Origin of the sequence: Pseudomonas sp. MWU16-30316, assembly GCF_020515645.1 — a bacterium.
Classification (GTDB): Bacteria; Pseudomonadota; Gammaproteobacteria; order Pseudomonadales; family Pseudomonadaceae; genus Aquipseudomonas; species Aquipseudomonas cerasi.
This window is the reverse complement of record NZ_JAIZAZ010000001.1, coordinates 1,105,729-1,119,994: the sequence shown is the minus strand read 5'-3', so window position 1 is coordinate 1,119,994 and position 14,266 is coordinate 1,105,729. Positions and strand designations below refer to the sequence as shown.

Annotated in this window: 14 protein-coding genes; 1 reads left to right on the top strand and 13 read right to left on the bottom strand. The window is 61.0% G+C overall.

Annotated elements, in window-relative coordinates; translation table 11 throughout:
* Nucleotides 1-38 precede the first annotated feature (38 nt).
* Nucleotides 39-551: a 6,7-dimethyl-8-ribityllumazine synthase gene (locus LCH65_RS05210; protein WP_003369893.1), complete on the top strand. Its 513-nt coding sequence runs from the start codon at nt 39-41 to the stop codon at nt 549-551.
* A 106-nt stretch (nt 552-657) separates the two neighbouring features.
* On the opposite strand, the gene astE is transcribed toward LCH65_RS05210, so the two are convergent.
* From astE to LCH65_RS05145, 13 genes are all read right to left on the bottom strand, one after another.
* Nucleotides 658-1,665, bottom strand: a complete 1,008-nt coding sequence (astE, locus tag LCH65_RS05205) for a succinylglutamate desuccinylase (RefSeq protein ID WP_003434579.1) — start codon at nt 1,663-1,665, stop codon at nt 658-660.
* A gap of 11 nt (nt 1,666-1,676) precedes the next feature.
* Nucleotides 1,677-1,964 carry a hypothetical protein gene (locus LCH65_RS05200; protein ID WP_003314741.1) on the bottom strand — a complete coding sequence of 96 codons (288 nt, stop codon included), beginning with the start codon at nt 1,962-1,964 and terminating at the stop codon, nt 1,677-1,679.
* Nucleotides 1,965-2,025: 61 nt separating this feature from the next.
* A complete protein-coding gene (gene astB / locus LCH65_RS05195; protein WP_003434576.1) occupies nt 2,026-3,372 on the bottom strand; it encodes an N-succinylarginine dihydrolase in 1,347 nt (448 codons plus the stop codon).
* 46 nt (nt 3,373-3,418) lie between these two features.
* The gene (gene astD, locus LCH65_RS05190; protein WP_226439209.1) at nt 3,419-4,888 is read right to left on the bottom strand and encodes a succinylglutamate-semialdehyde dehydrogenase; all 1,470 of its coding nucleotides are present in this window, start codon (nt 4,886-4,888) and stop codon (nt 3,419-3,421) included.
* Nucleotides 4,885-5,910, bottom strand: coding sequence for an arginine N-succinyltransferase (astA, locus tag LCH65_RS05185; RefSeq protein WP_044309931.1), 1,026 nt, complete (start codon nt 5,908-5,910; stop codon nt 4,885-4,887). Before astA ends, astD begins: the two co-directional genes overlap by 4 nt.
* 63 nt (nt 5,911-5,973) lie before the next feature.
* The gene (aruF, locus tag LCH65_RS05180; protein ID WP_226439208.1) at nt 5,974-7,005 is read right to left on the bottom strand and encodes an arginine/ornithine succinyltransferase subunit alpha; all 1,032 of its coding nucleotides are present in this window, start codon (nt 7,003-7,005) and stop codon (nt 5,974-5,976) included.
* A gap of 133 nt (nt 7,006-7,138) precedes the next feature.
* The gene (locus tag LCH65_RS05175) at nt 7,139-8,356 is read right to left on the bottom strand and encodes an aspartate aminotransferase family protein (protein WP_004416903.1); all 1,218 of its coding nucleotides are present in this window, start codon (nt 8,354-8,356) and stop codon (nt 7,139-7,141) included.
* Nucleotides 8,357-8,592: 236 nt separating this feature from the next.
* Nucleotides 8,593-9,585, bottom strand: a complete 993-nt coding sequence (argR, locus tag LCH65_RS05170; protein ID WP_003434564.1) for a transcriptional regulator ArgR — start codon at nt 9,583-9,585, stop codon at nt 8,593-8,595.
* A 135-nt stretch (nt 9,586-9,720) separates the two neighbouring features.
* On the bottom strand, nt 9,721-10,485 hold the full coding sequence (locus LCH65_RS05165; RefSeq protein ID WP_003434561.1) for an ATP-binding cassette domain-containing protein: 765 nt from the start codon (nt 10,483-10,485) through the stop codon (nt 9,721-9,723).
* A gap of 22 nt (nt 10,486-10,507) precedes the next feature.
* Nucleotides 10,508-11,620: a succinylglutamate desuccinylase/aspartoacylase family protein gene (locus LCH65_RS05160; protein WP_003434558.1), complete on the bottom strand. Its 1,113-nt coding sequence runs from the start codon at nt 11,618-11,620 to the stop codon at nt 10,508-10,510.
* Nucleotide 11,621: 1 nt separating this feature from the next.
* Complete coding sequence (locus LCH65_RS05155) at nt 11,622-12,320, bottom strand: ABC transporter permease (RefSeq protein WP_226439207.1); 699 nt, start codon at nt 12,318-12,320, stop codon at nt 11,622-11,624.
* On the bottom strand, nt 12,317-13,006 hold the full coding sequence (locus LCH65_RS05150; protein ID WP_003369874.1) for an ABC transporter permease: 690 nt from the start codon (nt 13,004-13,006) through the stop codon (nt 12,317-12,319). The genes LCH65_RS05155 and LCH65_RS05150 overlap by 4 nt, the downstream gene beginning before the upstream one ends.
* 84 nt (nt 13,007-13,090) lie before the next feature.
* On the bottom strand, nt 13,091-13,867 hold the full coding sequence (locus tag LCH65_RS05145; protein ID WP_003434548.1) for an ABC transporter substrate-binding protein: 777 nt from the start codon (nt 13,865-13,867) through the stop codon (nt 13,091-13,093).
* Nucleotides 13,868-14,266: the final 399 nt, after the last annotated feature.

The window sequence follows — 14,266 nt, the reverse complement described above, 5'->3', positions numbered from 1 at the left end:
AAATGCCCTGTTTTTTCCATAAACAGGAGTCAGAACACGTGCAACCAACTGCAATCGACAGCAAAAGCAAAAGCCACGCAAACGAGCGTGTCGCGTTCATCCAGGCCTGCTGGCACAAGGATATCGTCGACCAGAGCCGTAAAGGGTTTATCGCCGAGATGGCCAATCAGGGCTATGCCGAAAGCGATATCGACATCTTTGAAGTGGGCGGCGCCTTTGAAATCCCGCTGCATGCAAAACTGCTGGCCAATACCGGCCGCTACGCTGGCATCGTCGGCGCCGCACTGGTAGTGGACGGAGGCATCTATCGTCACGAGTTCGTCGCGCAGTCAGTGGTCAGCGCATTGATGCAGGTCCAACTGGAAACCGAAGTACCGGTGTTCTCCGTGGTCCTGACACCGCATCATTTCCATGCAGGCGAAGAGCATCAGAAGTTCTTCTTCGATCACTTCGTGCACAAGGGCGAAGAAGCGGCCAAGACCTGCGCTGACACCCTGAACAAGGTACGCAGTCTGCGCCGTCTGGATGCACAGCAGAAAGCGGCCTGCTAAGACGAAGCATCGGTAGGTGTTCTCCCGGACACCTACCGTTCCTCACGCTTCAGCGTGGGAATGCCGTTCTGGACGCTCTGCGTCCGGTCTTGAGGGTGCCGGGCGATCAGCCGAGGCTATCCGCATCAGTGGGTACGATCAGAATCCCAGCCCGCAGGCCGTTTTTGACCCTGGGGTTGGGGAAGATGATCCTCGCACCCTCCTCTTCCACTACCCAGCGTGAACCACCCGCGTCTTCGGCCAGCACGTAGCCTTTTTCAAGCGGCGAGAAGTTCTCGACGTCATCGGCCAGATTGAACGTGAACGCATCGGTACGCTTGATCACTTCCCGCGCCACGCTGAACAGCTGCAACCCTTCAAGATCGTCATCCCGCTCAGGCTCGGTGCCCTCGATGAGCTGCTCGAGACACAAGCGCAGTGGCCCAAGATTGACCTGCTGGTTCTGCCCGAACGGCCGCGCCTTGCCCAGTTCCAGAGTGAAGGCCTCGGCACCCAACTGATCGTAGGTGTAGGCGCTGAACACAATGGACGGCTTGTTTTGCAGCAACACCGCACTCATACCCGCAGCCCGCAGCCGGGCCAGTTCAAGCCGCGAATGATTACGTCCTTCCTTCCACGGGTACAGCGCGAATTGCTCGATCGTCGAGCCACGAATGGCCGTGTGCAGGTCGTAATGCAGGCGGTAGCGGTCCGGCAGGCTGAAGAAAGTGGCTGCCAGTCGCTCCAGCTCGCAAGCGCGCAAGGCCTCGGCGCCACCACTTTGCTCGTGCCGGCCATTGAACAGCCGATTGACATCCTGCTCGACAAAACGCGTCCCGCGTCGCATGGCGTCGGGATTGCCGAACAGGAACAGAATACGTGCGCGCGGTTTCAGGTCGCCGCGCGCGATGCTGCGGATCAGTTCATCCAGCAGCTCGATGGGTGCCGTCTCGTTGCCATGGATACCGGCAGACAGCAGCAGATCGGTGCCATTGTCACGAACTTCTGGCGGGCGGACTTCCAGCGCGCCCTCGCCCATCCAGCGCATGCGCACGCCTTCGACGGTCAGTTGAGTCTTCTCCGCTGGCTCACGTCCAGCCAGGGTCAGTTCAAGCAGTTTGCCGAGGGCGAGCATGGCGCGCTTCCTTAGTGGTTGCAGTCAGGGCCGTGAACGTGACCGTCTTCCTCGACACCCATGTCGGCTGGCTCCATTTCCAGTTGCAGGCTGACCAGGTTGGTCGCCAGCGGACGCAGCAGCAGGTTGGCGTATTCGGCGTCGTCTTCTTCGACGTCAACGCCGATCAGCAACTGGCCACGGCCATCCTGCTGAATCCACAATTCCTTGCCCTGCCAGATGACGGCAACGCGGGTGCAGGACGTTTCCAGCTGGGTGCCATCAGTGTCTTCAAGGATCAGTTGCAGGGCGTCGCTCATGTAGGAATGCTCTCTATAAATGAAATAGTGCGCAGGACAATTGCCCGACGCGCAGGGTGCTTCAATTCAGTTGAAACGGATAAACCGCGCCCAGTTTAAGGATTTGCGTCAGTTCATCCAATGCCGTGCGACATTCGTTGAGCAATCGGGGGTCGGCCAGATCGCTTTCACTCATGCGGTCCCGGTAGTGCCTGTCGACCCACTGCGTCAACGTTTCGTATAACGGCGCGGTCATGATCACCCCCGGATTCACCGCCGCCAGCTCGGTGTCATTGAGTGCCACACGCAAGCGCAGACAGGCCGGACCTCCGCCGTTCTGCATGCTTTGCTTGAGGTCGAACACCTTGACCTCGGCAACCGGGCTGTCATCGGCAATCAGCCGTTGCAGGTAAGCCCAGACGCTCGCATTAGCCTGGCATTCCTGCGGCACGATCAGCAGCATCGAGCCATCGGCCCGCGACAACAGCTGGCTATTGAACAGATAGGAGCGCACGGCATCCTGAACCGAGACCTCGGCACGCGGTACGCAAATCGCCCGCAACTGCCCGCCGACACGACTGAGTTTGTCGCGCAGCTCATCGAGCATCGGCTCGGTATTGAGGAATGCGTCCTGGTGATAGAACAAGACCTCACCGTTGCCGACCGCAATCACATCGTTATGGAACACACCCTGATCAATGACCGCCGGGTTCTGCTGACTATAGACCACGCCGGCCTCGCTCAGGCCGTGCAGCCGCGCAACGGCGCGTGACGCCTCCAGGGTCTGACGGGCCGGGTACTTCTGCGGCGCCGGGTAGCGCGTGTCGAACGCACTGCGGCCGAACACAAAAAACTCGACCCCAGCCTCGCCGTAATCACGACAGAAACGGGTGTGGTTGGCAGCGCCTTCATCGCCAAACTGCGCGACAGCCGGTAACGCAGGGTGATGAGCGAAATGCTTTGCATCGGCGAACATGGCGCCCAGCACGCGAGTGGTGGTCGGATGCTCGATGCTGCGGTGGTATTTGCAGTTGAGGTTGGCCGCCGTGAAATGCACGCGCCGATCGGCAGTGTCGGCACTGGGGCTGACCGTGGCCGCGTTGGCCACCCACATGCTGGATGCCGAGCAACTGGCGACCAGCAGCGGCATGTCCTGACGGGCCGCCTTTTCAATCACCTGCTCATCGCTGCCGGTGAAGCCCAGACGGCGAAGGCCGGACACATCAGGACGTTCCTGCGGTGCCAGCACGCCTTGGGTAAAACCCAGGTCCATCAGCGCCTTCATTTTTGCCAGGCCTTGCAGCGCCGCCTCACGCGGGTTAGCGCTTTGCTGGCTGTTACTCTGGGAGGCAACGTTACCGTAGGACAACCCGCCGTAGTTGTGGGTTGGCCCGACCAGACCGTCAAAATTCACTTCACAGGACTTCATCGGCAAGGCTCCGTGGATCTGTTTTTATAAGCAATCGTGCGCACTGTCAGCTCAGCCTGATACCGGGGGTCAGTGTCGCAGGCAGCGTCAGGCTGCCCGCCTCCAGCGAAGCCACCGGATAGGCGCAATAATCGGCCGCGTAATAGGCGCTGGCGCGGTGGTTGCCAGAGGCACCGACCCCGCCGAACGGAGCGCTGCTGGCGGCTCCGGTCAACGGCTTGTTCCAGTTGACGATACCGGCACGGCTGTGCAGCCAGAACTGCTGATAACGCGCTTCGGAGTCCGAGAGCAAACCTGCGGCCAGGCCATAACGGGTGGCGTTGGCTTCGGCGATGGCGGCGTCAAAACCGGCGTAGCGAATGACCTGCAGCAGCGGGCCGAACAGCTCTTCGTCGGGTCGATCCGGCACCGCGCTGACATCGATAATGCCCGGCGTCAGCAGCGCGGCGCCGGGCTGCGGCTGGCGCATTTCCAACAGAGTCAGCGCGCCGTTGGCGAGCAGCTCGCGCTGCGCGTCGAGCAAGGCACGTGCGGCCTCCAGCGAAATCACCGAGCCCATGAACGGCGCAGGCTGTTGATCGAACGCCCCGGCTTCGATAGTCGCGCTGACGCCAACCAGTCGTGCCAGCAAGGCATCCCCCCAGTCGCCTTCGGGCACCAGCAGACGACGCGCACAGGTGCAGCGCTGGCCGGCGGAAATAAAGGCCGACTGAATGATGGTGTACACCGCTGCATCAATGTCCTGAACCTGATCGACGATCAACGGATTGTTACCGCCCATTTCCAGCGCAAGAATCTTGTCCGGCCGACCGGCGAACTGCTGGTGCAGCGCATTGCCGGTCCGGCTCGACCCGGTGAAGAATAGGCCGTCGATGCCCGGATTGGCCGCCAGCGCGATACCGGTTTCGCGACCGCCCTGCAGCAGGTTCAGGACACCGGCAGGCAGCCCGGCTTCGATCCAGCAGTTGACGGTCAGCTCAGCGACTTTCGGTGTCAGCTCGCTGGGTTTGAACAGCACCACGTTGCCCGCCAGCAAGGCCGGGACGATATGGCCGTTGGGCAGATGCCCCGGAAAGTTGTACGGGCCGAACACAGCGACCACGCCATGCGGCTTGTGGCGCAGTACCGCAGTGGCGTCGCCCAGTGGCCCGCTCTTTTCGCCGGTTCGTTCGCGATAGCTCTGCACCGAGATGGCGATCTTGTTGACCATGCTGGTCACTTCGGTCGCCGACTCCCACAACGGTTTGCCGGTTTCTTCACCGATGCAGTGCGCCAGCGCGTCGGCATGATGCTTGAGACGTGCAGCGAAGGCTTCCAGTACCGCGATGCGCTGATCCAGAGACAGCAGCGCCCAGCCGGGAAATGCCTGACGCGCCGCCTGCACCGCTTGCTCAACCTGCGCGGAGCTCGCGCCACGCCCGGACCACAGCACCTGCTGAGTCACGGGGTTCAGCGACTTGACCAGCTCACCCTGCCCTTCCTGCCAGGCACCTGCGATGTAAAGGCTATTCATCAAACGCCCTCCCGCGCCGCAGACAAGGGCACCGCGCGTACGTTGTCGCCGGCACTCATGCGCAGCCGCCTGGCGGTTTGCGGAGCGACGACCAGCGTGCCAGCGGCAAAACGCGCAGCGCCTACGGTCACGCGGCAGTCTTCACGCTTGCGGTTGTAGATCAGGAACTGTGGAGCATCGTCACCGGGCGTGCCGATGGCCAGCACCAGCGCCTGGCTGTCCTTGATTGCGCGAATCTTGCCGGTCTCGCACTCGATGGCCGGGCCGGCATCGAAGATGTCGACATAACCCTGATACGAAAAGCCCTCGCTCTTGAGCATGGTCAGCGCAGGCTCGGTGTCGGCGTGCACCCGACCGATCACGTTGCGTGCGTCTTCGGAAAGAAAGCAGCTGTACAACGGAAATTTGGGCATCAGTTCAGCGATGAATGCCTTGTTGCCCACGCCGGTCAGGTAATCGGCCTGGCTGAATTCCATCTTGAAGAAGTGCCGCCCCAGGCTTTCCCAGAACGGCGAACGGCCCTGCTCATCTGACATGCCGCGCATTTCGGCAATGATCTTGTTGCCGAACAGCCTGGGGAATTCGGCGATGAACAGCATGCGCGCCTTGGACAGCAGGCGGCCGTTGAGGCCGGTGCGCGAATCGCTGTGCAGGAACAGCGAGCACAGCTCGGAATTGCCGGTCAGGTCGTTGGCCAGGAACAGGGTCGGAATTTCCCGGTAGATGTTCAGCTCCTGTGAAGCACTGACGGTCAGACCAACCCGGTAGTTGTACCAGGGCTCGCGCAGACCGACCGCTCCGGCGATGGCGGAAATGCCCACCACCCGGCCGTCATCATCTTCCAGCACGAACAGGTAATCGGCGTCGCCGCGCTCGGCTTCGCCGCGAAAGGTCTTTTCGGCCCAGCCTACCCGGTGCGCCAGACGCTGCTCATTGGCGGGCAGGGTCGTCAGACCGGCGCCGGTGCTGCGCGCCAGCTCGATCAACGCGGGCAGGTCGCTGCTGCGTACAGGACGAACGATCATGTTATCTCCTCAGCGGCTCATCAAGAGCCTTGAAACTCGCTAATCAGCTATCGAACGTCCGGTTCAGACCGCGACGATCCGCACACTGGCACCTTCACCAACACCCAGGGCATCGGCAGCCAGGAGGCTCAGCACCACCGGCCTGCCGGGCGCCCAGTCCAGCTCCAGGAGCACCGCGCGGTAGTCCTGCAACAGGCCATTGGCGATCAGATACAGACGCCCGCCCTTGCCGACATCGCTGGTTTGCCCGGGCTCGACCTTGACCGGAACCAGACGGCTCTGGGCAATCGAACGGATCCCGGATACCCGCGCGTGCAGCGTCGGTCCACCGTCGAAAATGTCGATGTAGTGATCGGTTTCAAAACCTTCGCGCATCAGGATGTCGAAGGTGATCTGCGCGCGCGGATGCACCTGCCCCATGGCTTCCTGCGCCGCGTCGGGCAGCAGTGGCACGTAGATCGGGTAATGCGGCATCAGCTCAGCGAGGAAGGTCCGGCTTTTCAGCCCGCACAGGCGTTCGGCAGCGGCGTAATTGATATCGAAGAAGTTGCGCCCGATGGCATCCCAGAATGGTGAGTCGCCCTGCTCATCGCTGTAACCGACGATCTCGGTCACCACCGAATCGGCAAAGCGCTCGGGGTGACTGGCGACAAACAGCAGACGGCCGCGCGAATTGAGCTCCGACCATGCCGTGCCGACCAGCTCCGGGACCACGTAGAAACTGGTCAGCAGACTGTTGCCGGTCAGGTCATGACACTGCGACAGCACGTGAATCTTGTTATGGATCTTCAGCTCACGGGAAGCATGCACGAAGGTTTCGTTGCGGAAACTGTAGAACGGCTCGGAATAGCCCGCCGAGGCCACGATGCCCGAGCAGCCCACCAGCTTGCCGCTTTCGCTGTCTTCGAGCACGAAGAAGTAGGTTTCTTCGCCGTTGAAGCTGACCTCGGCGGCAAACGACGCCTCCGACGAGCCGATCTTGTCGGTCAGGCGGCCAGCATCGTCGGGCAAGGACGTGACACCGATAGGGCTGTCGGCAGCGAGGCGTTGAACCTCGGCCAGGTCAGCCATTTGCGCAGGGCGCATTACCAGCATGGTGCCACTCCTTGTAGATCGACCAGCCTTTACGACCGGCGCTAGTAAGAGCACCACGCGGCGTCAGGCCGCATGGCGCAGGAAACAGGTTCGGCACCCGCCATCAGGCGGGCACCGCAAGGTTGCAATCGAGTCAGGATGTCAGTTTGGCGATGGCGCGTTCGAAGCGGTTCAGGCCCTCTTCGATGTCTGCGTCTTCAATCACCAGGCTCGGCGCGAAACGAATCACGTCAGGGCCGGCCTGCAGAATCATCAGGTCCTGGGCCTCGGCCGCATTGAAGATGTCCTTGGCCTTGCCTTTCCAGGCATCGGATAACACGCAACCGATCAGCAAGCCCAGACCGCGCACTTCGCTGAACACGCCGTACTGCTGGCCGATGCTTTCCAGACGGGTCTTGAACTGTTGATGCTTGCGCTGCACGCCAGCCAGCACTTCAGGCGTATTGACGACATCGATGACCGCTTCACCGACCGCGCAAGCCAGCGGGTTACCGCCATAGGTGGTGCCATGGACGCCGACCGCAAAGTGCTTGGCGAGCTTTTCAGTGGTGAGCATGGCCGCCAGCGGGAAGCCGCCGCCGATGCTCTTGGCGCTGGAAAGGATGTCCGGGGTCACGCCGTAATGCATGTAGGCGAACAGATGGCCGCTACGGCCCATGCCGCTCTGCACTTCATCGAACACCAGCAGCGCGTTGTGCTCGTCACACAGCTTGCGCGCACCTTGCAGGTACTCAAGCTGACCCGGCAGCACACCGCCCTCGCCCTGGATCGGCTCCAACACCACGGCACAGGTCTTGTCGGTAACGGCGGCCTTCAGTGCGTCGAGGTCGTTGTACGGCACATGGCTGATGCCGGTGATCTTCGGCCCGAAACCATCGGAGTACTTCGGCTGCCCACCCACGCTGACAGTGAACAGGGTACGGCCATGAAAACTGTTCAGGGCCGCGATGATTTCGTACTTTTCCGGGCCGTACTGATCATGCGCCACACGACGCGCCAGCTTGAAAGCGGCTTCGTTGGCTTCAGCACCGGAGTTACAGAAGAACACGCGCTCGGCGAACGTCGCATCCACCAGTTTTTTCGCCAGACGCAGGGTCGGCTCGTTGGTGAAGACGTTGGACACATGCCAGAGGTTATTGGCCTGCTCGGTCAAGGCACCGACCAGCGCCGGGTGGCAGTGGCCCAATACGTTGACGGCGATCCCGCCCGAGAAATCCACCAGTTCGCGCCCCGCCTGATCCCAGACCCGGGAGCCCGCACCGCGCACGGGGATGAACCCGGCCGGGGCGTAATTGGGGACCATTACCTGGTCGAAATCGGCGCGTTGCACCGCAGCATGCTCAACGGACATCGGAGTCTCCTGATGAGGAACGCCTGCCTGAAACTGGCGAGCGATGGAAAGATTGTAAGGACTGAATTGTGTTCGGCCTTGCCGCCAGGCGACAACTTGTTACAGCGCAAAACCGGGTTTTTTCAAGGTTTTCGGCAATGCGACAATTTGCGTCACAAAGGCGCAGTTTAAACGGATTGAGGCTGGCCTGTCTGGACCAGAGCTGTCGCGGCAGCACTTCTATCGCGACAAGGCAATCAACCGCGTTCGGCAGGCACAGGGGAAAGTTCGAACGGGCTGCTGCTGCGTCGCTGATTGCGGTCTTCACGCGGCGTGGCACCGAAGAAATTGCGGTAAGCGCTGGAGAAGTGCGGCCCCGAGGAAAAACCGCACGAAAGGCCGATCTGAATGATCGACTTGCTGGTCTGCATCAGCATCTGGCGCGCCTTGTTCAAGCGCAGCTCCAGATAATACTGACTGGGCACACGGTTAAGGTACTGCTTGAAGATCCGTTCCAATTGACGACGAGACACGCACACGTGCTGGGCGATTTCGTCGGTGGTCAACGGCTCTTCGATGTTGGCCTCCATCAACAGTACCGCTTGGGTCAGCTTGGGATGGCTGGAGCCCAGACGGTTCTGCAGCGGAATGCGCTGACGCTCGCCGCCTTCGCGAATGCGCTCGACCACCAGCTCCTCGGAAACCGCCCCGGCCAGTTCGGCCCCATGATCACGGGACAGCACCGCCAGCAGTAGGTCGAGCACCGACATGCCACCACAGGCAGTCAGGCGATCCCGGTCCCAATCGAACAAATGGCTGGTGGCGATGACCTTGGGGAAGCGCTCGGCGAAGTCGTCCTGCCAGCGCCAGTGCACAGCGGCCCGGTAGCCATCCAGCAGGCCCAGTTGCGCAAGCGGATAGACGCCCGCCGACAGCCCGCCAATCGAACAACCGGCACGCACCAGTTGCTTGAGCGCGCTGCCCAGCGCCGGGGCCACACCTGCAGGAGGCTCGTCAGCCAGTAAAAACAGCTTCTGAAAGCCTTCCAGCCGCCCCGCCCAGGGCTCACCCGGCAACTGCCACGCGCCGGCAACCGCCGAAGGCTCCGCGGCCTCGGCCTGCAGGAACGACAGTTCATAGACCACTTCGGGATGAACGCGCTGCGCAACGCGCAAGGCTTCCTCGGCCAGTGCCAGGGTCAGGGCTTTGGTGCCAGGCCAGACGAGGAAACCTATTCGATGGGCAGTCATTGGGACATCCGATACGTATCGCCGCAAAAGCCGAGTCTGGAAAGATAGCTCGGTCTGGAACATCCAGGTCGTGTCGCGCGTCGCGCAGCATGCCCTGTTCTGGCATAAAAAGGCATCGTCATGCGCTGCCGATCGTCACTTCAGGCTGCCGGACAGGAATTGCTGCAAACGCTCGGTCTGCGGATTGGCCAGCACTTCGCGCGGATCGCCACGCTCCAGAACAACGCCCTGATGCAGGAAAACCAGCTGATTGGAGACCTCACGGGCAAAACCCATTTCGTGAGTCACCACCACCATGGTGCGGCCTTCCTGAGCCAGGCCCTGCATGACCTTGAGCACGTCACCGACCAGTTCCGGGTCCAGCGCCGAGGTCGGCTCATCGAACAGCATCACCTCGGGCTCCATCGCCAGTGCGCGGGCAATCGCCACGCGCTGCTGCTCACCGCCGGACATGTGCCCAGGGTAAGCGTCCTTGCGATGGGACACGCCGACTTTGGCCAGATAGTGCTCGGCCTTCTCCAGCGCTTCCTTTTTCGACACACCCAACACATGGACCGGCGCTTCGATGATGTTCTGCAGTGCAGTCATGTGCGACCACAGATTGAAGTGCTGAAACACCATCGACAGACGCGAGCGCATGCGCTGCAACTGTTTGGCGTCGGCAGCCTTCAGGCCGCCGTCCTTGTTCGGCACCAGCTTCAACTCTTCGTTGTTGAGCAGGATCTTGCCGGCATGGGGCTGTTCGAGCAGGTTGATGCAGCGCAGAAAGGTGCTTTTGCCCGAGCCGCTGGAGCCAATGATGCTGATGACATCGCCGGCTTTTGCGGTCAGGGACACGCCCTTGATCACTTCGTGACTGCCATAGCGCTTGTGCAGATCCTGCACTTCCAGTTTGTTCATGCTTTGGGTTTCCACAGAACGGTCAATCACTGAGCAGACGTCCGTGACGCAGCGCCGTGCGCCCCGCCACCTTGGCCAGCCAGAAACCGGGTTGAGCGTAACGAAGCCGCTCGATGGCGAACAACACCCCGGCAGTATTCGCACAAATGGTACTGACCTGATCGGACAGTGGGTCGATCACTTCGAACAGCGGATCGCCCACCTCGACCCTGTCGCCTGCAGCGCGCAGGTACGTCACCACGCCAGGGTGCGGCGCATAGAGCAATTCGGTGCCTTCGAACGGCAAGCCCTCGCAGGCTTCGTGCGTCGGCTGCGGCCAGTCGCCGCTGATAAAACCCTGTTCGGCGAGGAACGCCAGAATACCCTCGGCGTGCGCGAGTGCCTGCGGCTTGCCGGTGTCGGCCTGACCGCCCAGCTCAAGAGTGGTCGCGAGGCAGGCCAGCGGGATCTGCGCCTGCGGGAAAATCCGCGAAAGACGCAGCCACGGCAGCGAGCAGGCCTCATCGAAGGAGCTGCCACCGGAATCTTCGGCAAGCAGCGCCACCTGGATATTCAGATGCGCCGACAGCGAACGCCATTGTGGCCAGTGCTGCGGCAAGGCGTACATGTGCAGCGCGGCATCGGCATCACAGTGCAGATCGAGCACCACATCAGCGACACAGGCATGACTGAGCAGGATGCGTTGCATGCCTTGCAGTTCGCTCTGCGGCGCAGGCAGAGCCTCGAGCGCAGCGCTCATTGCCTGACGAATCAGCCGGGTGTTGGCACGCGGGTCATCGCCCAACTGTCCTTCCAGCAACTCGGCGACCGGTTCGCTCAGCTCGGTGAAGTCACGATTGAAGTTCTTGCCACTGCCGAACTCGAAACGGCCCTGATGCGCGCCTTGCAGCAACTGCCCCAGGCCCAGTGGATTGGCCACCGGCACCAGTTCGACGACACCTTTGAGAAGGCCTTGCTGCTCAAGTTCGGTCAGACGCTTTTTCAGCTCCCAGGCTGTGCGCATGCCGGGCAGTTCGTCGGCATGCAGGCTGGCCTGAATGTACGCCTTGCGCTCACCGGTGCCGAAGCGAAAGACACTCAGCGTGCGTTCGGTGCCGAGGGTACTCCACGGCAATACATGATCGGTTCTTTGCATTTCAGACCTTCCGTGGGGCGAGGTAGCCCAGCCAGCGACGTTCGGCGATCTTGAACAGCCGCACCAGAATGAATGTCAGGCCCAGATAGAAAACGCCTGCGGTGATATAAGCCTCGAAAGGCAGGTAGAACTGCGCATTGACCGTACGCGCCGCGCCGGTGATGTCGATCAGGGTCACGATGGACGCCAGGCTGGTAGTCTGCAGCATCATCATGACCTCGTTACTGTACTGCGGCAGCGCCCGGCGCAAGGCCGAGGGCAGCAGAATGCGCCGGTACATCTTGGCTTTCGACATGCCCATGGCCCGCGCGGCCTCGATTTCACCGGCCGGTGTTGCCTTGAGGCTGCCGGCGATGATCTCCGCCGTGTAGGCGCTGGTGTTGATGGTGAACGCCAGGCAGGCACAAAAGGTAGCGCTGGACAGCCAGGGCCACAAAAAGCTTTCGCGCACCGCGTCGAACTGGGCCAGCCCGTAGTAGATCAGGAACAGTTGCACCAGCATCGGCGTGCCGCGAATCACGTAGGTATACAGCCAGGCAGGCATGTTCACCCAGGGGTTTTTCGAGACCCGCATCAGGCCCAGCGGCAATGCCGCCAGCAGCCCGAACGCGAGCGAAATCGCCAACAGCTTGAGGGTGGTCAGCAGGCCGCCGAAGTACAGCGGCAGGCTGTCCCAGATCACGTTGTAGTCAAAGATCATAAGTCAGCCGCCCTCACGCCTACCGAGTAGCGTTTTTCGAGGTAACGCAAGGCGAGCAGCGACACACTGGTGATCACCAGGTACATCGCCGCAACCGCCAGAAAGAAGGTGAAAGGCTCGCGGGTGGCATCGGCCGCCTGCTTGGCCTTGAACATCATGTCCTGCAGACCGACCACGGAAATCAGCGCGGTGGCCTTGGTCAGCACCAGCCAGTTGTTGGTGAAGCCGGGAATCGCCAGACGAATCATCTGCGGCACCAGAATGCGGAAGAACACCTTGCCACTGCTCAGGCCATACGCCATGCCTGCCTCGGCCTGCCCCTTGGGGATGGCCATGAATGCGCCGCGAAAGGTTTCCGAGAGATACGCGCCGAAGATGAAGCCCAGCGTGCAGATGCCGGCCATCAACGGATCAAGGTCGATGTAGTCGTCAAACCCCAGCAGGGGGGCAACGCGGTTGAGCAGGTCCTGGCCGCCGTAGAAGATCAGCAGAATCAGGACCAGATCGGGAATGCCACGAATCACCGTGCTGTACAGATCGCCCAGCCAGGCAATCCAGCGTACCGGAGACAGCCTCAGCGCCACGCCGATCAGACCGAGAACGATCGCCAGAGCCATCGACGACAGGGCCAGCTGCAACGTCAGCCAGGCACCTTCGAGGATGACAGCTCCGTAACCTTTCAACATGATGTGCGGTCCTCAAGCGTGGAATAAAAATGGCGCAATCCAGGCAATTCTGTTTGCGCCATTGGTCAGGGTAAGGACGACGACTTATTTGCCGTAGATGTCGAAATCGAAATACTTGTCCTGGATGGCCTTGTACTTGCCGTTGGCACGAATCGCGGCGATGGCGGCGTTGAGACGGTCAAGGTTGGCCTTGTCGCCCTTGCGCACAGCAATGCCGATGCCGTCACCGAAGTATTTCGGATCGACGAACGACGGGCCTACGAACGCATAGCCTTTGCCAGCGTCGGTTTTCAGGAAGCCATCCTGCAACAGCGTGGCGTCGGCGACAGTACCGTCGAGGCGGCCTGCACCGATGTCCAGGTAGATTTCGTTCTGCGAACCGTACGGCGTCACTTCGACACCCTTGGGAGCGAGCACTTCGCGGGCGAACCGCTCGTGGATCGAGCCACGCTGCACGCCGATCTTCTTGCCCTTGAGTTCTGCCAGGCTGTCGCTGACCGTGGTGCCGTCCTTCATGACCAGACGCGCCGGGGAATTGTAATACTTGCCGGTGAAGTCCACGGACTTCTTGCGGTCGTCAGTGATGGACATCGACGACAGGATCGCATCGATCTTGCGCACTTTCAGCGCCGGGATAAGGCCGTCGAACTCCTGCTCGACCCAGGTGCACTTGACCTTCATTTCTTCACACAGCGCATTGCCGATGTCGTAGTCAAAGCCGACGATGCTGCCGTCCGGGGCCTTGGACGCGAACGGAGGGTAAGCCGCTTCGATACCGATTTTCAGTGGTTTTTCATCAGCAAAGATCGGCTGGGCGAGCACGGACAACGCCATCGCGCCAATAAGCATGAGCTTTTTCATTTCCAGGGACTCCATCGGTAAAGCACGACAAGTGGCAAAGTGAGCAAGCGCCCAATGTGCGAAAGGACAACCTCGGGGAAAAGCGACGCCGGGTACGTGACACCGCGCAGGCGGCTCACAGCCCTTCGGCGAATGAGGGGCATTTTAACGACAGGCTCGAAGTCGATATTTCTTCAATGCGACAACTAGTTACAGAAGCGCATGAAAACCCACTACACGGTATTGACGGGGCCTGTATCTGCTGATCCAGCAACACAGACTCAACCTGTCATAACAGCAAAAAGCGCGCCCATTATTGGCAAACCCTTTTAATCCGGCAAGCCCAGCGTGTCACATGGGGGTTTAAAAGCCCTGCGGTGTCGCACCTTCTTACATAGAAAGCTCGGACGTGTCCTACAA